Raw genomic sequence first — 18,342 nt, forward strand, 5'->3', positions numbered from 1 at the left:
TGATGCAAACTATGCAAAAGCGTTGTGCGTAAGAATCAAAAGCTGAAAACACTCCTTTTCCCCTCGTTTATCCACGCATTGATGAAAATTATTTCTGAGAAAATGATGTGATTAAGACTCTCAGGAAGGCACTGTGGCAGAAGAAAGCGACGACGACAAAACAGAAGCCCCCACACCCCACCGACTTGAAAAAGCACGGGAAGAAGGGCAGGTCCCCCGATCCAAAGAACTGACCTCACTGCTTATTTTGCTGGTGGGCGTGTGCATTATCTGGATTGGCGGGGAGTCGCTTGCCCGCAGACTGGCCGGTATGCTGTCGGCCGGATTACGTTTTGACCACAGTATGGTCAATGACCCTAACCTGATCCTCAGCCAAATCATCCTGCTGATTAAAGACGCGATGATTGCGCTGTTACCGTTGATTACCGGCGTCGTTCTGGTGGCATTAATCTCCCCGGTGATGCTTGGCGGCTTGATTTTCAGCGGTAAATCTCTGCAGCCCAAGTTCTCTAAGCTGAATCCGTTGCCGGGCATTAAACGCATGTTTTCAGCGCAAACCGGAGCGGAACTGCTCAAAGCGATACTGAAGTCCACGCTGGTGGGGAGCGTGGCCGGATTTTATCTCTGGCATAACTGGCCGGCGATGATGCGTCTGATGGCGGAATCGCCGATTACGGCGATGGGCAACGCCCTGGATTTAGTTGGTATGTGCGCGCTGTTGGTGGTGCTTGGCGTTATTCCAATGGTGGGGTTCGACGTTTTTTTCCAGATTTACAGCCATCTGAAAAAGCTGCGCATGTCGCGTCAGGATATCCGTGACGAATTTAAGCAAAGCGAAGGCGACCCGCACGTTAAGGGCAAAATACGCCAAATGCAGCGCGCGGCCGCGCAGCGTCGCATGATGGCGGATGTGCCGAAAGCGGACGTGATTGTTACCAACCCCACGCACTATTCGGTGGCGTTGAAGTATGACGAGAACAAAATGAGCGCGCCGAAAGTTGTTGCCAAAGGCGCGGGGCTGGTGGCGCTGCGCATTCGTGAGATTGGCGCTGAACATCGAGTCCCTACGTTAGAAGCGCCGCCGCTGGCGCGTGCGCTATACCGTCATGCTGAGATTGGTCAACAAATACCGGGTCAATTATATGCCGCCGTTGCCGAAGTGCTGGCATGGGTATGGCAGCTAAAACGCTGGCGTCTCGCCGGCGGCAAGCGTCCACCACAACCTGAAAACCTTCCGGTGCCTGAAGCACTGGATTTCATGAACGAGAAGAATACTGATGGCTAATCTGGTCGCGATGTTGCGTTTGCCCAGCAACCTGAAATCCACGCAACTGCAAATCCTTGCCGGACCGATCCTTATCCTGCTGATCCTGTCGATGATGGTATTGCCGTTGCCGGCTTTCGTCCTCGATTTGCTGTTCACGTTTAACATTGCGCTGTCGATCATGGTGCTGCTGGTGGCGATGTTCACCCAGCGTACGCTGGAGTTTGCCGCATTCCCGACGATTTTGCTGTTTACCACATTATTACGCCTCGCCCTGAACGTTGCGTCGACGCGTATCATTTTAATGGAAGGGCATACCGGCGCGGCGGCGGCGGGAAAGGTGGTTGAAGCTTTTGGTCACTTCCTGGTGGGCGGTAACTTTGCGATCGGTATCGTGGTCTTCGTTATTCTCGTCATTATCAACTTTATGGTTATCACCAAAGGTGCCGGGCGTATCGCCGAGGTTGGCGCGCGCTTCGTGCTGGATGGTATGCCCGGCAAGCAGATGGCGATTGATGCGGATTTGAATGCGGGTCTGATTGGCGAAGATGAAGCCAAAAAACGACGCTCGGAGGTGACGCAGGAAGCGGATTTCTACGGCTCTATGGACGGTGCGAGTAAATTCGTACGTGGAGATGCCATCGCCGGTATTTTGATCATGGTGATCAACGTGGTCGGCGGTCTGTTAGTCGGGGTGTTGCAGCATGGTATGAGCATGGGTAGCGCAGCGGAAAGTTATACCCTGCTGACCATCGGTGACGGGCTGGTGGCGCAAATTCCTGCGCTGGTAATCTCCACCGCGGCGGGGGTTATCGTGACCCGCGTGAGTACCGACCAGGATGTAGGCGAACAGATGGTGACCCAACTGTTCAGTAATCCTAGTGTCATGCTGCTTAGTGCGGCGGTGCTTGGTCTTTTGGGTCTGGTTCCGGGCATGCCGAACCTGGTGTTTTTGATGTTTACCGCCGCGTTACTGGGTCTGGCCTGGTGGATGCGTGGTCGTGAGCAAAAAGCTCCCGATGAGCCGCTGCCGGTGAAAATGCCGGAAAACAACTCCGTGGTGGAAGCAACATGGAATGACGTACAGCTGGAGGATTCCCTGGGGATGGAGGTAGGCTACCGCCTGATCCCAATGGTGGACTTTCAGCAAGATGGCGAGTTGCTGGGGCGAATTCGCAGTATTCGTAAGAAATTTGCCCAGGATATGGGCTTTCTGCCGCCGGTGGTACATATCCGCGACAATATGGATCTGCAGCCGGCCCGCTATCGTATTTTGATGAAAGGGGTGGAAATTGGCAGCGGTGACGCCTATCCGGGACGCTGGCTGGCCATTAACCCTGGTACCGCCGCCGGGTCGCTGCCGGGCGAGAAAACGGTCGATCCGGCTTTCGGTCTGGACGCTATCTGGATTGAAAGCGCATTGAAGGAACAGGCGCAGATTCAGGGCTTTACGGTTGTTGAAGCCAGTACCGTTGTCGCCACGCACCTTAATCACCTGATTGGGCAGTTCGCTGCGGAGCTGTTTGGCCGTCAGGAGGCGCAACAGCTACTGGACCGCGTCTCGCAGGAGATGCCAAAACTGACAGAAGACCTGGTCCCGGGCGTCGTGACGCTCACTACGCTGCATAAAGTGCTGCAGAACTTACTGGATGAGAAAGTACCGATTCGCGATATGCGCACCATTCTCGAAACGCTGGCTGAACATGCACCGCTGCAAAACGATCCGCATGAGCTTACCGCGGTGGTACGTGTTGCGTTGGGACGCGCCATCACTCAGCAGTGGTTCCCGGGTAATGAAGAGGTTCAGGTTATCGGCCTTGATACTCCGCTCGAACGTTTGCTTCTGCAGGCGCTGCAGGGCGGTGGCGGTCTGGAGCCAGGTCTTGCAGACCGACTGCTGGCCCAGACTCAGGAAGCGCTGTCCCGTCAGGAAATGTTGGGTGCGCCGCCGGTCTTGCTGGTTAACCACGCGTTGCGTCCGTTACTGGCTCGCTTTTTACGTCGCAGCATTCCGCAACTGGTGGTGTTATCGAACATGGAGCTGTCTGACAACCGCCATATCCGTATGACGGCGACTATTGGAGGTAAGTAATGCGTAAATTACTGTGGTTGTTGTTTTTTCCTCTGGTAGCGCAGGCTGCCGGAGAAGGCGCCTGGCAGGCCAGCGGCATGGGGATTACTTTAAATCACCGCGGCCAGTCAGCCTCGTCTTCACCTCTGACGCCCAGCCAGCCGGTCTCGGGGTTGATGACGCTGGTGGCCTGGCGCTATGAGCTCAATGGCCCAACGCCCGCGGGTTTACGGGTGCGTTTATGTTCTCAGTCCCGCTGTGTTGAGCTGGACGGGCAAAGCGGGACCACCAACGGATTCAATAATGTTCCCGCCATCGAACCGATGCATTTTGTCTGGGAAGTACCCGGTGGCGGTCGCCTGATCCCCGCCTTGCAAGTTCAGAGCAATCAGGTGATTGTGAACTATCGTTAACGCCTCCCTTCATTCCGGCCAGCAGCAGAAACTGCTGGCTGCTTCGCAATTCTAGTCCGCCTCTTTGATTAAATAGAAACGCTGTTTTATAAAATAGGTGACATACGTTGCCGGACTCTTTGTGCTGTTGCCATTTCACGAATACCCCTGGCAAAAATAGAAAGGTTTCACTTGCTGTTAGCTTTTACTGTGGCCCTGTAAGGAGGCCCAATGTCAAAGCGAGGATTGCGGGGCCTCCCAATAATGTGCAGGGGTAACGGCAATGAATACACGTAAAATTGGGTTGGTTAACTATTTTGCCTACGGTTCGGGGGATTTTTTAGGCGCAGGCACCACGGCGTTAACCGCGGCCTGGCTACTCTATTTTTACACGACGTTCTGTGGCCTGACGCCAATCGAAGCAACCTTTATCTTCGCTACCGCCAGGGTGTTGGATGCCGTTGTTAGCCCATTAATGGGTTTTTTAACCGATAACTTTGGCTCCACCTGGCTCGGCAAACGCTTTGGGCGACGCAAGTTTTTTATTCTGTTGGGGATACCCTGTGTCTTTAGCTACTCACTAATGTGGGTGGGTGATATGGGGTTCTGGTACTACCTGCTCACCTATCTGATTTTTGACGTGGTCTACACCATGATTCTGGTGCCATACGAAACGCTGGTACCCGAAATGACCGATGACTTTAAACAGAAAACCAAATTCTCCGGCGCGCGCATTTCGATGGCGCAAATGTCTGCCATTCTGGCCTCATTCTTACCCGGCGTTCTGCTGACGTTGTTTGGCAAGGACAACCCCGTCTCTTTTTTCTACGCCAGCCTGGTGTTTTCTGTGCTGTGTGCACTGATGCTGACCTTCGTCTGGTTCTTTACCTGGGAACGCCCACGGGAAGAGTGGACTGAGGCGGCGCTGCGAGCTGAGGAAGAGAAGAAAAGCCTGACCTTTAGTCAGAGTATGAACCGTTTATTTGTGGAACTGAGTTCAACACTGCGCATCCGTATCTTTCGCCAGCATTTAGGAATGTATCTTGGCGGCTATATTGCCCAGGACGTCTTTAACGCCGTCTTTACTTACTATGTGGTGTTTGTGCTGATGCAGGAAGCATCGATGACGTCAAACCTGCTGGGTACGATGGCTATCTTCCAGTTTATTGCCGTTATCGCCATGATCCCATTGTGCATCCGTTTCGGACCTGCGCCGTCTTATCGCATGGTGGTCGTCCTGTTTGGCCTCAGTTCACTCTCCTATGCGGGGCTGTATTACGCCGGATTAAGCGATGTTTATTCTCTGTTGCTATTGGTTTCCGCCGTTGCGGGGTTGGGACTCGGTGGTATCAACTACGTTCCCTGGAATATCTACACCTATATTGCCGACGTTGATGAAGTGATCACCGGTCAGCGTCGGGAAGGGATCTTCGCCGGCATTATGACGTTAACGCGTAAAGCGTCGCAGGCGGGAGCGGTGATGCTGGTGGGGATTGTGATGCAGTTGTCTGGTTTTGTCTCCGGTCAGAGCGCACAACCCGCGGCAGTCAGCCATACCATCCTGTTAATTCTGAGCTGCGGAACGCTGATTGTTCTGGCGCTGGGTTTCCTGGTTTCCTTGCGCTTCAAACTGAACCTGCAAACGCACAGCACCCTGCGCGAAGAGACAGCAAAAATGCGTGAGTCCGGGCAACCCGTGCTGGAAGGACTTTCCGCTAAAGGACGCGCGACCGTAGAGATGCTATCGGGCATGCCTTATGAATCACTTTGGGGTAACAACAATATTGGTTACCTGAATCGTAATAAACCAGCGGCACCAAAACTGGAAAAGGGTGCTGTATTGAATTCGACATTGACAGAGGTTAAGTAAATGATTGTTTATCCGGTTAAACACAGTCCATTGTTGCGCCAGCCAGAACATTTTATTGCCAGGGATGAATTAAAAGCGTTGATCAAAAAGGTGACGCATAACCTGGTCAATATTCATGATGAGACCGGCGAGTTCTTGCTACGTCTGGATGACGGACGCGTTATTGATACCAAAGGCTGGGCGGGATGGGAGTGGACGCACGGCATAGGCTTGTACGGGATGTATCAGTATTATCAGCAAACCGGCGATGCCACGATGCGCGATATTATCGACAACTGGTTTGCCGATCGCTTTGCGGAAGGTGCAACGACCAAAAACGTCAACACCATGGCGCCGTTTTTAACGCTGGCATATCGCTATGAAGAGACGCGTAATCCCGCGTATCTGCCGTGGCTCGACAGCTGGGCTGAGTGGGCAATGCATGATATGCCGCGTACCCAATTTGGCGGTATGCAGCACATTACGCTGGCGGAAGAAAATCACCAGCAGATGTGGGATGACACGTTGATGATGACGGTCTTACCGCTGGCGAAGATTGGCAAGTTGCTCAACCGCCCCGAGTATATTGAAGAGGCAACCTATCAGTTCCTGCTGCACGTGCAAAACCTGATGGATAAAGAAACGGGGCTGTGGTTCCACGGCTGGAGCTATGAAGGACAGCATAACTTCGCCAACGCTCGCTGGGCGCGTGGCAACAGCTGGTTAACTATAGTCATCCCGGATTTCCTCGAATTACTTGATTTGCCGGAAAGCAATGCAGTGCACCGCTATCTGGTGCAAGTTTTGAACGCGCAAATCGCGGCGCTGGCGAAGTGCCAGGATGAAAGCGGACTGTGGCACACCTTGCTGGACGACCCGCAGTCGTATCTTGAAGCCTCGGCAACCGCCGGATTTGCCTATGGGATCCTCAAAGCGGTACGTAAACGCTATGTCGGACAAGACTATGCGGCTGTAGCCGAAAAAGCGATCAGAGGCATTGTGCAACATATTTCGCCGGAAGGTGAATTGCTGCACACCTCGTTTGGTACCGGGATGGGCCACAATCTCGATTTCTACCGCAACATCCCCCGGACCTCCATGCCTTACGGTCAGGCGATGGCGATGCTGTGCCTTACCGAATACTTGCGTAAGTATTTTTGATATCGGTGTCCGATGGCGTTGCGGCTATCGGACCCGCTTGTGCGTCGTCGTCCTGCGCAGCAAACAGATGATCCATGATTTGACGCATGACTGGTGCGGCGGTGACGCCATCGCTGCCGCCGTTTTCCAGAATTAACGCTATGGCGACTTTGGGGTTCTTATATGGCGCAAATGCGGTATAGAACACGTGGTCGCGCAGACGCACGGGGATCATTTTCGCATCGTAGGTCTGATTTTCTTTCAGGCTAAAGACCTGTGATGTGCCACTTTTCGCTGCAATGCCGTAAGGCGCGGTGTGAAAGAACTTATAACCGGTACCGTTTGGCTCATTCGCCATGCCGAACATCGCTTGACGCACCAGTCCCCAGTAGGGGGACGAAGCAGAGGCAATTTGTGACGGTGCTTCGGGAGCCTGATACGGCGTGATGACTTTTCCGCTCTCTTCATCACGTAGCAGGTGAGGGGCGATAACCTTGCCGTTGTTAATCAGCGCGACCATGGCTTTTACCATCTGGATCGGCGTGGCAATCCAGTATCCCTGGCCGATGCCAACCGAAATGGTATCTCCCTGATACCAGGCTTTTTTATGTACTTTCTGCTTCCATTCGCGGCTCGGGAGCAGGCCGTTATACTCCTCACCAAGATCGATGCCGGTCGGCTTGCCATAGCCAAACTGGCTGAGCATGCTGTTAATACGGTCAATCCCCATCATATATGCCACCTGATAAAAGAATGTGTCGGCAGATTCTTCAATTGCTTTGGTGACATCCAGCATACCGTGGCCCGTTTTTTTCCAGTCACGGTAATGTCGCTCAGTGCCGGGGAGCGTCCAGGTGGGGGCGCCGAAGAAACGGGTCTGCGGCGTGATCACGCCGTCTAGTAATGCTGACATCGCCATATACGGTTTGACCGTGGAGGCGGGAGGATACAACCCTTGAGTGACGCGGTTGATTAACGGCAGGTCCTTATCCTGAAGCAGCTTGTTATAGTCCTGATAGCTGATACCTTTGACAAACGGGTTGGGGTCATAGCTGGGGTTCGAAACCATTGCCAGCACGGAACCGTCATGCGGATCCTCAACCAAAACGGCGGCCCGCTGGCCCACCAACAGACTCTCAATATATTGCTGTAAATGGAGGTCCAGCGTCAGGTGGATATCTTTTCCGGCAACGGGCGGCACATCTTTGATCAGGCGTACGAGGCGTCCGTGGTTATCAACTTCGACCTCCTGATAACCGGTTTTCCCATGCAGTTCATTTTCATAGTAGTGCTCGATACCCTGCTTACCGATGTTGTGATCGGCGGCGTAGTTCTCTGTCAGGCCTTTTTGATCCAGCGCTTTCAGATCGTTGTCATTGATTTTTGACACATAGCCAAGGACATGTGCCAGCGCTGCGCCATAAGGGTACTGGCGGTCTTCATAGCTATTGATATTGACGCCGCTGAAATGAAACTGGTTAACCGAGAAGCGGGCGATTTCCACATCGGTCAGCGCATTTTTTAGCACGACCGGGCGATAGCGGCTGCTGGCTTTCAGCGCATGGCGAAACTGGTCAATGTCATCAGGAGTGAGGTCAATGATAGGCGTGAGCTGCCTGATCAGGGCATTCATATCACTGATTTTATAAGGCGTAACGGAAATGTCGTACCAGGTTACGTTGCGCACCAGCGGGATGCCGTTGCGATCGTAAATCATGCCACGCGTCGGGGCCACGGGCAGCATTTTGATGTCGTTTGCATTCGAGCGGGTGGTGTAATACTGGTGCTGACAGATTTGTAAGTTGTAGAGATTGTAAATCAGGCTGCCAAAGCAGATGACCACCAGGCCAAAGGCCACCAATACACGCCGCTGGAAGAGTTTTTCTTCCGCCTCAAAATCTCTGAATGTCATTGACCCGTACCCGATTAATTCGCCGCCTCATGATACGGAGGCTTAAACGGGATGACAGGCAAAAAATGTTCCATATCTCTACGGAAATGTGTCATTCCTTGTGAGTTGTTACAGATGGCCTATTACAGAAATAAAAAAGGCCTGAGTCCGAATTTCGGAGTCAGGCCTGATAGGTGAGCTGATTTACATACGTTCTACGGTTTCGATACCCAGCGTATCCAGACCCAGCTTCAGGGTTTTCGCCGTCAACTGTGCCAGTTTCAGGCGGCTGTTACGAATCTCTTCGTTTTCAGCGCTAAGGATTGGGCAGTGCTCGTAGAAGCCGGAGAACAGACCGGCAACGTCGTACAGGTAAGCACACATCACGTGCGGCGTACCTTCACGTGCAACAACGGTCAGCGTTTCTTCAAACTGTAACAGACGGGCCGCCAGCTGGACTTCGCGATCTTCGCTAAGGATAACCGGGGCGGCAGCCAGGGCGCTCTCTTCAATATCGGCTTTACGGAACACGGACAGTACGCGGGTATAGGCATACTGCATATAGGGTGCCGTGTTACCTTCAAACGCCAGCATGTTGTCCCAGTCGAAGATGTAGTCAGTGGTACGGTTTTTAGACAGATCCGCATATTTCACTGCGCCGATACCTACGGCATTGGCCAGTTTTTCCAGCTCATCCGCCGGCATATCCGGGTTCTTTTCCGCCACCAGACGACGCGCGCGCTCCAGCGCTTCGTCCAGCAGGTCGGCCAGTTTCACCGTACCGCCCGCACGGGTTTTAAACGGCTTGCCGTCTTTACCCAGCATCATGCCAAACATGTGGTGCTCCAGCGGTACGGAATCCGGGACGTAACCGGCTTTACGTACGATGGTCCAGGCCTGCATCAGGTGCTGGTGCTGGCGGGAATCAATGTAATAAAGCACGCGGTCCGCATTCAGCGTCTCATAGCGGTATTTCGCACAGGCGATGTCAGTGGTGGTATAGAGATAGCCGCCATCTTTTTTCTGAATGATGACGCCCATCGGTTCGCCTTCCTTGTTTTTATATTCATCAAGGAACACCACGGTTGCGCCTTCGCTCTCAACGGCGAGGCCTTTTGCTTTCAGGTCGGCAACAATGCCCGGCAGCATCGGATTGTACAGGCTTTCACCCATCACATCATCGCGGGTTAGCGTGACGTTCAGACGATCGTAAGTGATCTGGTTTTGCGTCATGGTGATGTCGACCAGCTTACGCCACATATCGAGGAAGTACGGGTCGCCGCCCTGCAGTTTCACCACGTAGTTACGCGCCCGCTCGGCGAACGCTTCGTCGGCGTCGTAATGCTTTTTGGCATCACGGTAGAAGCCTTCGAGGTCAGCCAGCGCCATTTCACCGGCGTTTTCCTGCTGTTGTTTTTCCAGCCACGCAATCAGCATACCGAACTGGGTGCCCCAGTCGCCGACGTGGTTAGCGCGGATCACGTGGTGACCAAGAAACTCCAGCGTACGCACCGCAGCGTCGCCGATGATGGTCGAGCGCAGGTGGCCGACGTGCATCTCTTTTGCCACGTTAGGGGCAGAGTAGTCGATGACCACGGTCTGTTTCGCCGGTTTTGCCACGCCCAGACGGTCAGAGGCCAGCGCCTGCTCAACGTGCTGGGCCAGAAATGCCGGTTCCAGGAAAATATTGATAAAGCCAGGCCCGGCGATTTCCACTTTACTGGCAATGCCGTTGAGATCCAGATGAGTCAGCACCTGCTCTGCAAGTTGTCGGGGGGCCATACCCAGTTTTTTGGCAACTGCCATCATGCCGTTGGCCTGATAGTTGCCGAACTGTACTTTTGCTGACTGGCGAACCTGTGGTTCGCAATCTGCAGGCGCGCCTGCAGCAATCATGGCCTGACTGACTTTTTCTGAGAGAAGAGCCTGAATATTCACCGGAATACCTTACGTTTATGAAGCGGGTCGTCGTTCACCGCACCAGTTTAAGAATTTAGGGCGGGAGTATACTGCAAATGCCCGTTGCCGTCAGCATTGCGAGTATCGCCAGCAGCCTGAAATATAAACATTGTCATTACGTATAATTATTCATATTGCGCTTAAGAAAATCAGCAGTTGGTTGGGGCTGCGCAACAGGGTAAATTAGCGGCTTTGAATATGGATATGAGCTTTCATTATGGCGAACTGGCAAACAGTTGCAGAACTGCATGATATTTCCGCAGATTTACCACATTTCATTCAGGCGTTAACGGATCTTTCCACTCGCCTTGGGCTGGATATCTCATCGCTTGAAGCCGATCACATTTCTCTGCGTTGTCATCAAAATACCACCGCAGAGCGCTGGCGTCGTGGGTTTGAACAGTGCGGCGAATTGTTGTCAGAAAATATCATCAATGGCCGACCGATTTGCTTGTTCAAGCTCGATGAGCCAGTTTGTGTGCAACACTGGCAATTTACTATCGTAGAACTGCCGTGGCCGGGCGAAAAGCGTTATCCGCATGAAGGCTGGGAGCATGTTGAAATTGTTCTGCCGGGTGAGGTGGAGACGCTGAATGCACGAGCGCTGGCGCTGCTTTCAGATCACGGGCTGAGCCAGCCGGGTATATTTGTAAAAACCAGTTCGCCAAAAGGCGAGCGCGAGCGTTTACCGAATCCAACGCTGGCGGTCAGCGATGGCAGCGTGACGATAAAATTCCATCCGTGGTCGATTGAAGCCATTGTGGCAAGCGAACGTCAGGAGTGAGTATGGCATTACTGGAAATCTGCTGTTACAGCATGGAGTGCGCGCGCACGGCGCAGCAAAACGGCGCGGATCGCATTGAGCTTTGCTCGGCGCCCAAAGAGGGGGGCTTAACGCCGTCCCTGGGCGTCTTGCGTTCGGTTCGCCAGCATATCTCGATTCCGGTCAATCCCATTATTCGCCCGCGCGGGGGCGACTTTTGTTACACCGACGGTGAATTCGCTGCAATGCTGGATGATATTGCGATGGTAAGAGATCTGGGGTTCTCTGGGGTGGTAACCGGCATTTTAGATGCAGATGGTAATGTCGATATGCCGCGCATGGAGAAAATAATGATCGCGGCGGGACCGCTGCACGTCACTTTTCATCGGGCCTTTGACATGTGCGCTAACCCACTCAATGCGCTAAAAAAATTAGCTGATTTGGGCGTCGCCAGAGTACTGACTTCCGGGCAAAAATCAGATGCGGCGCAAGGTTTAACAAAAATTATGGAACTTATTGCGCAGGTGGATGCTCCAATCATTATGGCCGGAGCGGGGGTTCGCGCCTCGAATTTGTCCCTGTTCCTTGATGCTGGAGTGCAGGAAGTCCACAGTTCTGCCGGAGTATGGTTGGCTTCCCCCATGCGTTATCGCAATTCGGGGTTGTCGATGTCTTCGGATGCACAGGCGGATGAGTATTCACGCTATGCGGTAGACGGGGCGGCGGTTGCGGAAATGAAAGCAATCATTGCACACCACCAGGCCAGCTGATTTTTACCGTTGCATCATGTCGCCCAATATGATGCTTGCTCGTACCAGGCCCCTGCAATTTCAACAGGGGCCTTTTTTTATCCTGCATATTTCAAGCCGCAGCGGAGTTGTCTGCCTTGCTGCAAGTTGAACTATTTTGCAGAAAGAGTGCTATCTGGCAAAATAACTACGGCTTACGTGCAATCAATACCGCGCGTAATGGGGCCGGGTAGCCTTCCACCGTTTTGCTGTGATCGTTCGGGTCGAGGAAGTCGGCCAGTGATTCGGTTATCATCCACTCGGTGCGGCGCTGCTCTTCGGTGGTGGTGACGCAGACATCAGCAATGCGCACATCAACAAACCCACATTTTTCCAGCCAGTTTTTTAACGCCAGCGCAGAAGGAATAAAGTAAACGTTACGCATCTGCGCGTAGCGATCGCCCGGCACCAGTACGGTATTTTCATCACCTTCGACGACCAGCGTTTCCAGTACCAGTTCGCCATCTTTCACCAACTGATCCTTCAACTGCCACAGGTGTTCCAGCGGTGAACGGCGGTGATAAAGCACTCCCATGGAGAATACGGTATCAAAGGCGTTGAGCGCCGGAAGCTGCTCAATACCCAGCGGCAGCAGGTGAGCGCGCTGGTCATTGCCCAGCAGTTTACGCACTGCCTCAAACTGGCACAGAAACAGCTGGGTAGGATCGATGCCAACCGCCAGATGCGCCCCCGCGCCAATCATGCGCCACATGTGATATCCACTCCCGCAGCCGACATCAAGAATGGTGCGCCCGGTGAGGTCAGACAAGTGCGGCAGAACGCGATCCCATTTCCAGTCCGAGCGCCACTCGGTATCTATATTGACGCCGTACAACGAGTACGGCCCTTTACGCCATGGCATCAGGTTACGCATCAGGGTGTCAATACGTTTGAGCTGGCCGTCGCTGAGCGGCTCATCGCTTTCGGCGGTAACGCTATGCAGTAAGTCCAGGCGATGCGGCGTCAGCTCGGGCAGAAACTCGACCGCATTTGACCACTGCTTAAACAAGCCGTGCTGATCGCGCTGCCAGGTCGCGATTTGCGCCGGGAGCGTTTCCAGCCAATGGGAAAGGTGATTTTTGGCAATCAGTTGATAAAAGTTACCAAAGTCGATCATGCGCTAACCTCAGCTTTCAGTGCCACCAGAGAACCAAAGTTAAAGCACTGGAACCACAATTCGCTGTGTTCAAAGCCCGCCTGATGCAGTCTCGCTTTGTGCGTTTCGACCGAGTCGGTCAGCATCACGTTCTCCAGCATGCTGCGCTTTTGGCTGATTTCCAGCTCGCTATAGCCATTTGCTCGTTTGAAATCGTGGTGCATGTTGAACAGCAGCTCGCCAACGTTAGCGTCTTCGAAACTGAATTTTTCAGACAGTACCAGCGCGCCGCCGGGGTTCAGCCCGTGATAAATCTTATCCAACAATGCCTGGCGCTCAGGTGGCTCAAGGAATTGCAGGGTAAAATTCAGCACCACCATCGAGGCGTTTTCGATAGTAATGTTGCGAATATCGCCTTCGACAACGTCAACCGGTGTCGGCGCTTTATAGGCGTCAATATGACGGCGGCAGCGCTCAACCATGGCCGGGGAGTTATCAACGGCAATAATTTTGCAATTCTCGTGATGAATATTGCGACGCACCGAGAGCGTCGCCGCGCCCAGAGAACAGCCCAGATCGTAGACCTGTGTGTTGGGCTGTACGAAACGTTCGGCCAACATCCCAATCATAGAAATGATATTGGAATAGCCAGGAACGGATCGCTGGATCATATCCGGGAAGACTTCAGCTACCCGTTCATCAAAGGTCCAGTCACCCAGACTGGCGATAGGCGCAGAAAAAAGCGTGTCGCGGTGAGACATAACGTAAAAATCCGGGAAAAATAAAGTGGCGTATTGTGCGCTAATGCAGGGAGAAAACCAACTCCCAGGGCATATACCAAAGATTCGCCAGCACCATTAGCAACAGCGAACACCAGGTCGCGCTCATGCCTGAACGTCGCCAGCGGAAAAGCCGGTGGTGGAATCCGTAATAATGCATCAGTCGTCCGGCAATCAAAATCAGCCCGCAAATATGCACCATCCACGTTTCAGCGCCGTTCATTTCCATAAATAACAGCAGCACCAATGCGACGGGAATATATTCCACCGCATTACCGTGAATGCGGATAGCGCTTTGTAGTTCGCTAAAACCTCCGTCACCATATGCAACGCGGTATTGCATGCGCAGGCGAACGACGTCAAAGGAGAACTTAATTAACAATAACGCACCCAATACGGCATAAAGCGCGCTTACCATACAAACTCCCTTTTAAAATGGCTGATGGCATTGACTATGATAGGTGGCATTTTCAGAAAAGAGAAGATTGCTGTGGAATAGACGGCGCTGATCCGATCTCTGGCAGGGCGCTGCGTAAATTTGCCCATAGGGTATCGACAAGCTCCGGGGCCTGCGCGATATCCGGGGTATGTAAAAACAGATACGGCGTTGTGGTTTGTTGCCATTGCGACAGCTTGGTCAGCCAGACGGCAAAAAGCGTGCTGTTTTGTGCCATATTATCGCTGCCGATAAAGCGTACCATCGGATGGTTTGCCGTCACCACTGCATGCACCGGAACCTTTGGCTTCTTGCGCTGGGCGTCACGTATCGCTTCAGTATGTGGTATTGCGGCATGTACCGGTCGACTGTCCAGAATCACCCGATTTACCCTGCGCTCATGTAGGCCTCGATTGAATCGTTGCTCTGTTTCGCCTTTGGCAAAGAAGTCCGGATGGCGAACTTCCACACCGTAGGTAAAGGATTTGGGGAGCGCATCGAGAAACTGCCACAAGGCTGGCAGGTCGTGCGGGCCAAAAGTTGCGGGTAATTGCAGCCAGTATTGCCCAATGCGTGATTCAAGTGGCGACATGCGCGTGAAAAACTCTTGTACCAGGTCATCGCAATTACGCAGCGCGGCCTGATGCGAAATGGTGGCCGGAAACTTAAAACAAAATCGAAACGCATCGGTAGTCTGCGCATGCCAGCGGGCCACAATGTCGGCTTTTGGCAGCGCGTACAGCGTGGTATTGCCCTCCACACAGTTAAAATGGCGGGCATACTCTTCAAGGCTGGTGATCCCCAGACGCACCCATTTGGGATGCGCCCACTGGGGTAAACCGATATAAATCATAGCGCTTGCAGGATCTCGTCCACGCTGCGTACGCGTGCGATACGCGGGAAAATATGCGTCATGCTGCCCTGATGTTGCTCAGCGCTGGCGGCACTACAGGCGTTTTCTGCAACAATCAGATTAAAACCCAGCTCCCACGCATTTCGCGCCGTTGACTCCACGCCAATATTTGTGGAGATGCCGCACAGGACGATGGTCTCGATGCCCCGACGACGCAGTTGTAATTCCAGATCGGTGCCGTAGAAAGCTCCCCACTGGCGTTTGGTCACTTCAAGGTCGCTGGCGCATTTACCCAGAGCGCTCGGGTAATTCCACCAGTTTTCGGGTAACGCTTTGGCCGGAGCGTGAGCATCAACTGGCTGTTTCAGCGCTTCGGCATAATCGTCAGACCAGCCGACGCGCACCATTACCACCGGGGAACCGTGGGCACGGAATTTTTCCGCCAACTGCGCGGCGCGGGCAACCACGTCGTTTGCCGAGTATGGGCCGCCAGCGAAAGGCAGGATACCTTCCTGTAGATCAATAACAACAAGAGCGGTTGTTTTTGCGTTCAGTTCCAGCATGATCACTCCAGTAAAAAAAGAATTCCGTTACACCTTAATCGCGAATCAGTGTGAAAGGGACGACAATTTTTGTTATTTTTTGTGAGATTACGCAATGCCCGTCCAGGAAACAGGCGTACAGTCAGTACCGGACTTATCGTGCGGCAGAATTTCCAGTATAATAGCCGCCTTTTTTCATTCAGTTGTGACATTCAGCTAAAGCTGCGACTTCGTCACCTGCGAGACAGGTGACAATCCGCCTGCGGCAAAGTTAAGGGATATCTCATGCGTACAGAATATTGCGGACAGCTACGTCTGTCCCACGAGGGGCAGCAGGTGACTCTGTGTGGTTGGGTCAACCGTCGTCGTGATCTTGGTAGCCTGATCTTTATCGATATGCGCGACCGCGAAGGTATCGTGCAGGTATTTTTCGATCCGGACCGTGCGGATGCGTTAAAGCTGGCCTCCGAACTGCGTAATGAGTTCTGTATCCAGGTTACGGGCACCGTGCGTGCGCGTGACGCGAAAAACGTCAACGCCGATATGGCGACTGGCGAAATTGAAGTGCTGGCCTCCGATCTGACCATCATCAACCGTTCAGACTCGCTGCCGCTGGACTCTAACCACGTAAACACCGAAGAAGCGCGACTGAAGTATCGCTACCTGGATCTGCGTCGCCCTGAAATGGCGCAGCGCCTGAAAACGCGTGCCAAAATTACCAGCCTGGTGCGTCGTTTTATGGACGATCACGGCTTCCTCGACATCGAAACTCCGATGCTGACCAAAGCTACGCCGGAAGGCGCGCGCGATTACCTGGTTCCTTCTCGTGTTCATAAAGGTAAGTTCTACGCGCTGCCGCAGTCTCCTCAGCTGTTTAAACAGCTGCTGATGATGTCCGGTTTTGACCGCTACTATCAGATCGTAAAATGCTTCCGTGATGAAGACTTACGTGCTGACCGTCAGCCTGAATTTACTCAGATCGACGTTGAGACTTCCTTCATGACCGCGCCGCAGGTGCGTGAAGTGATGGAAGCGCTGGTGCGTAACCTGTGGCTGGAAGTTAAAGGTGTGGATCTGGGTGATTTCCCGATCATGACCTTTGCCGAAGCCGAGCGTCGTTACGGTTCTGATAAACCAGACCTGCGTAACCCGATGGAACTGGTTGACGTTGCCGATCTGGTGAAAGGCGTTGAGTTTGCTGTGTTCTCTGGTCCGGCGAACGACGCGAAAGGCCGTGTGGCTGCCCTGCGTGTACCGGGCGGTGCGAGCTTAAGCCGTAAGCAGATCGACGATTACGGTAACTTTATTAAGATTTACGGCGCGAAAGGTCTGGCTTACATCAAAGTCACCGAGCGTGCGAAAGGCCTGGAAGGCATCACCAGCCCGGTTGCTAAGTTCCTGAATGCAGAAATCGTAGACGCGATTCTGGAGCGTACTGGTGCGCAAGACGGCGACATGATTTTCTTCGGTGCCGACAACAAGAAAGTGGTTGCCGACGCGATGGGCGCGCTGCGTCTGAAACTGGGCAAAGACCTGAACATTACCGACGAAGCCAAATGGGCGCCGCTGTGGGTTATCGACTTCCCGATGTTTGAAGACGATGGTGAAGGCGGTCTGACCGCGATGCACCACCCGTTCACCGCGCCAAAAGACATGACTGCCGCTGAGCTGAAAGCTGCGCCGGAAGACGCTGTTGCCAACGCTTACGATATGGTCATCAACGGCTATGAAGTGGGCGGTGGTTCCGTGCGTATTCACAACGGTGATATGCAGCAGACTGTATTCGGCATTCTGGGCATTAACGAGCAAGAACAGCGCGAGAAGTTCGGCTTCCTGCTGGATGCGCTAAAATACGGTACACCGCCGCATGCGGGCCTGGCGTTTGGTCTGGATCGTTTGACGATGCTGCTGACCGGTACTGACAACATTCGTGACGTTATTGCCTTCCCGAAAACCACGGCTGCAGCGTGTCTGATGACTGAAGCGCCAAGCTTTGCCAACGAAGCTGCGCTGGCGGAACTGAGCATTCAGGTTGTTAAGAAGGCCGAGAATAACTGATATGAGATACAAACAGCCTGTCTCGGTGTTAGTCGTGATTTATGCAAAGGACACCGGGAGAGTGCTGATGTTACAGCGACGCGACGATCCTGATTTCTGGCAGTCGGTCACCGGCAGCCTTGAAGAGGGTGAAACCGCGTCGCAAGCCGCGATGCGCGAAGTAAAGGAAGAGGTCGCCATTGATGTTGCGACTGAGCAACTGACCTTAATTGACTGTCAGCGCACGGTGGAATTTGAGATTTTTAGCCATTTACGTCATCGCTATGCGCCGGGAATTGAGCGTAATACTGAATCCTGGTTTTGCCTGGCACTTCCCTCTGAACGAGAGATCGTGTTCACCGAACATCTGACCTACCGTTGGGTTAATGCGCACGAAGCCGCGCAGTTAACCAAGTCGTGGAGTAACCGGCAGGCGATTGAAGAGTTTGTAATTAACGTCGCCTGAGAAGGCGCGCTTTTTG

The 18,342-nt window shown here is 53.2% G+C and carries 16 protein-coding genes; 9 read left to right on the plus strand and 7 right to left on the minus strand.

What is annotated here, in order from left to right; all coding sequences use genetic code 11:
• Window positions 1–133 precede the first annotated feature (133 nt).
• From flhB to bglB, 5 genes are all read left to right on the plus strand, one after another.
• Window positions 134–1,285: a flagellar biosynthesis protein FlhB gene (gene flhB / locus HV311_RS10055; protein ID WP_016153429.1), complete on the plus strand. Its 1,152-nt coding sequence runs from the start codon at window positions 134–136 to the stop codon at window positions 1,283–1,285.
• Window positions 1,278–3,356 (plus strand): flagellar biosynthesis protein FlhA, encoded by a 2,079-nt coding sequence (gene flhA / locus HV311_RS10060; RefSeq protein WP_191221034.1) that lies wholly within the window; start codon window positions 1,278–1,280, stop codon window positions 3,354–3,356. Before flhB ends, flhA begins: the two co-directional genes overlap by 8 nt.
• On the plus strand, window positions 3,356–3,748 hold the full coding sequence (gene flhE / locus HV311_RS10065) for a flagellar protein FlhE (protein WP_016153427.1): 393 nt from the start codon (window positions 3,356–3,358) through the stop codon (window positions 3,746–3,748). Before flhA ends, flhE begins: the two co-directional genes overlap by 1 nt.
• 262 nt (window positions 3,749–4,010) lie before the next feature.
• On the plus strand, window positions 4,011–5,597 hold the full coding sequence (locus tag HV311_RS10070; protein ID WP_191221035.1) for an MFS transporter: 1,587 nt from the start codon (window positions 4,011–4,013) through the stop codon (window positions 5,595–5,597).
• Window positions 5,598–6,737, plus strand: coding sequence for a beta-galactosidase BglB (gene bglB, locus HV311_RS10075; protein ID WP_047358304.1), 1,140 nt, complete (start codon window positions 5,598–5,600; stop codon window positions 6,735–6,737).
• On the opposite strand, the gene mrdA is transcribed toward bglB, so the two are convergent.
• Complete coding sequence (mrdA, locus tag HV311_RS10080; protein WP_191221036.1) at window positions 6,709–8,628, minus strand: penicillin-binding protein 2; 1,920 nt, start codon at window positions 8,626–8,628, stop codon at window positions 6,709–6,711. The genes bglB and mrdA overlap by 29 nt on opposite strands.
• 183 nt (window positions 8,629–8,811) lie before the next feature.
• Window positions 8,812–10,545 (minus strand): arginine--tRNA ligase, encoded by a 1,734-nt coding sequence (argS, locus tag HV311_RS10085; RefSeq protein ID WP_191221037.1) that lies wholly within the window; start codon window positions 10,543–10,545, stop codon window positions 8,812–8,814.
• 238 nt (window positions 10,546–10,783) lie between these two features.
• On the opposite strand from argS, the gene HV311_RS10090 reads away from it, so the two are divergent.
• The gene (locus HV311_RS10090) at window positions 10,784–11,350 is read left to right on the plus strand and encodes a VOC family protein (RefSeq protein ID WP_016153422.1); all 567 of its coding nucleotides are present in this window, start codon (window positions 10,784–10,786) and stop codon (window positions 11,348–11,350) included.
• A 2-nt stretch (window positions 11,351–11,352) separates the two neighbouring features.
• Window positions 11,353–12,099: a copper homeostasis protein CutC gene (cutC, locus tag HV311_RS10095; protein WP_191221038.1), complete on the plus strand. Its 747-nt coding sequence runs from the start codon at window positions 11,353–11,355 to the stop codon at window positions 12,097–12,099.
• A 166-nt stretch (window positions 12,100–12,265) separates the two neighbouring features.
• On the opposite strand, the gene cmoB is transcribed toward cutC, so the two are convergent.
• Genes cmoB through HV311_RS10120 form a run of 5 tightly spaced genes read right to left on the minus strand, consistent with a single transcriptional unit; the run spans window position 12,266 to window position 15,844 of the window.
• Window positions 12,266–13,234, minus strand: a complete 969-nt coding sequence (cmoB, locus tag HV311_RS10100; protein ID WP_016153420.1) for a tRNA 5-methoxyuridine(34)/uridine 5-oxyacetic acid(34) synthase CmoB — start codon at window positions 13,232–13,234, stop codon at window positions 12,266–12,268.
• The gene (gene cmoA / locus HV311_RS10105; protein WP_191221039.1) at window positions 13,231–13,974 is read right to left on the minus strand and encodes a carboxy-S-adenosyl-L-methionine synthase CmoA; all 744 of its coding nucleotides are present in this window, start codon (window positions 13,972–13,974) and stop codon (window positions 13,231–13,233) included. The genes cmoB and cmoA overlap by 4 nt, the downstream gene beginning before the upstream one ends.
• Window positions 13,975–14,014: 40 nt before the next feature.
• On the minus strand, window positions 14,015–14,410 hold the full coding sequence (locus HV311_RS10110) for an MAPEG family protein (RefSeq protein ID WP_016153418.1): 396 nt from the start codon (window positions 14,408–14,410) through the stop codon (window positions 14,015–14,017).
• Between the two features lie 52 nt (window positions 14,411–14,462).
• The gene (locus HV311_RS10115; RefSeq protein WP_191221040.1) at window positions 14,463–15,281 is read right to left on the minus strand and encodes a DUF72 domain-containing protein; all 819 of its coding nucleotides are present in this window, start codon (window positions 15,279–15,281) and stop codon (window positions 14,463–14,465) included.
• Window positions 15,278–15,844, minus strand: a complete 567-nt coding sequence (locus tag HV311_RS10120) for a hydrolase (RefSeq protein WP_016156803.1) — start codon at window positions 15,842–15,844, stop codon at window positions 15,278–15,280. The genes HV311_RS10115 and HV311_RS10120 overlap by 4 nt, the downstream gene beginning before the upstream one ends.
• Window positions 15,845–16,108: 264 nt before the next feature.
• Between HV311_RS10120 and aspS the strand changes: the two genes are divergently transcribed.
• Window positions 16,109–17,881 carry an aspartate--tRNA ligase gene (gene aspS, locus HV311_RS10125; RefSeq protein WP_016153415.1) on the plus strand — a complete coding sequence of 591 codons (1,773 nt, stop codon included), beginning with the start codon at window positions 16,109–16,111 and terminating at the stop codon, window positions 17,879–17,881.
• Between the two features lies 1 nt (window position 17,882).
• Window positions 17,883–18,326 carry a dihydroneopterin triphosphate diphosphatase gene (nudB, locus tag HV311_RS10130; protein ID WP_016153414.1) on the plus strand — a complete coding sequence of 148 codons (444 nt, stop codon included), beginning with the start codon at window positions 17,883–17,885 and terminating at the stop codon, window positions 18,324–18,326.
• Window positions 18,327–18,342: the final 16 nt, after the last annotated feature.

The organism is Citrobacter sp. RHBSTW-00881, assembly GCF_013728515.1.
Taxonomy (GTDB): Bacteria; Pseudomonadota; Gammaproteobacteria; order Enterobacterales; family Enterobacteriaceae; genus Citrobacter; species Citrobacter braakii.

Excerpts from the sequence above, each read along its gene's own strand:
- HV311_RS10120 (WP_016156803.1), bottom strand. The coding sequence starts at position 15,844 with ATGCTGGAACTGAACGCAAAAACAACCGCTCTTGTTGTTATTGATCTA.
- nudB (WP_016153414.1), top strand. The coding sequence starts at position 17,883 with ATGAGATACAAACAGCCTGTCTCGGTGTTAGTCGTGATTTATGCAAAG.
- HV311_RS10090 (WP_016153422.1), top strand. The coding sequence starts at position 10,784 with ATGGCGAACTGGCAAACAGTTGCAGAACTGCATGATATTTCCGCAGAT.
- flhE (WP_016153427.1), top strand. The coding sequence starts at position 3,356 with ATGCGTAAATTACTGTGGTTGTTGTTTTTTCCTCTGGTAGCGCAGGCT.
- bglB (WP_047358304.1), top strand. The coding sequence starts at position 5,598 with ATGATTGTTTATCCGGTTAAACACAGTCCATTGTTGCGCCAGCCAGAA.
- HV311_RS10110 (WP_016153418.1), bottom strand. The coding sequence starts at position 14,410 with ATGGTAAGCGCGCTTTATGCCGTATTGGGTGCGTTATTGTTAATTAAG.
- cutC (WP_191221038.1), top strand. The coding sequence starts at position 11,353 with ATGGCATTACTGGAAATCTGCTGTTACAGCATGGAGTGCGCGCGCACG.
- flhA (WP_191221034.1), top strand. The coding sequence starts at position 1,278 with ATGGCTAATCTGGTCGCGATGTTGCGTTTGCCCAGCAACCTGAAATCC.
- HV311_RS10115 (WP_191221040.1), bottom strand. The coding sequence starts at position 15,281 with ATGATTTATATCGGTTTACCCCAGTGGGCGCATCCCAAATGGGTGCGT.
- HV311_RS10070 (WP_191221035.1), top strand. The coding sequence starts at position 4,011 with ATGAATACACGTAAAATTGGGTTGGTTAACTATTTTGCCTACGGTTCG.
- mrdA (WP_191221036.1), bottom strand. The coding sequence starts at position 8,628 with ATGACATTCAGAGATTTTGAGGCGGAAGAAAAACTCTTCCAGCGGCGT.
- cmoA (WP_191221039.1), bottom strand. The coding sequence starts at position 13,974 with ATGTCTCACCGCGACACGCTTTTTTCTGCGCCTATCGCCAGTCTGGGT.
- cmoB (WP_016153420.1), bottom strand. The coding sequence starts at position 13,234 with ATGATCGACTTTGGTAACTTTTATCAACTGATTGCCAAAAATCACCTT.
- aspS (WP_016153415.1), top strand. The coding sequence starts at position 16,109 with ATGCGTACAGAATATTGCGGACAGCTACGTCTGTCCCACGAGGGGCAG.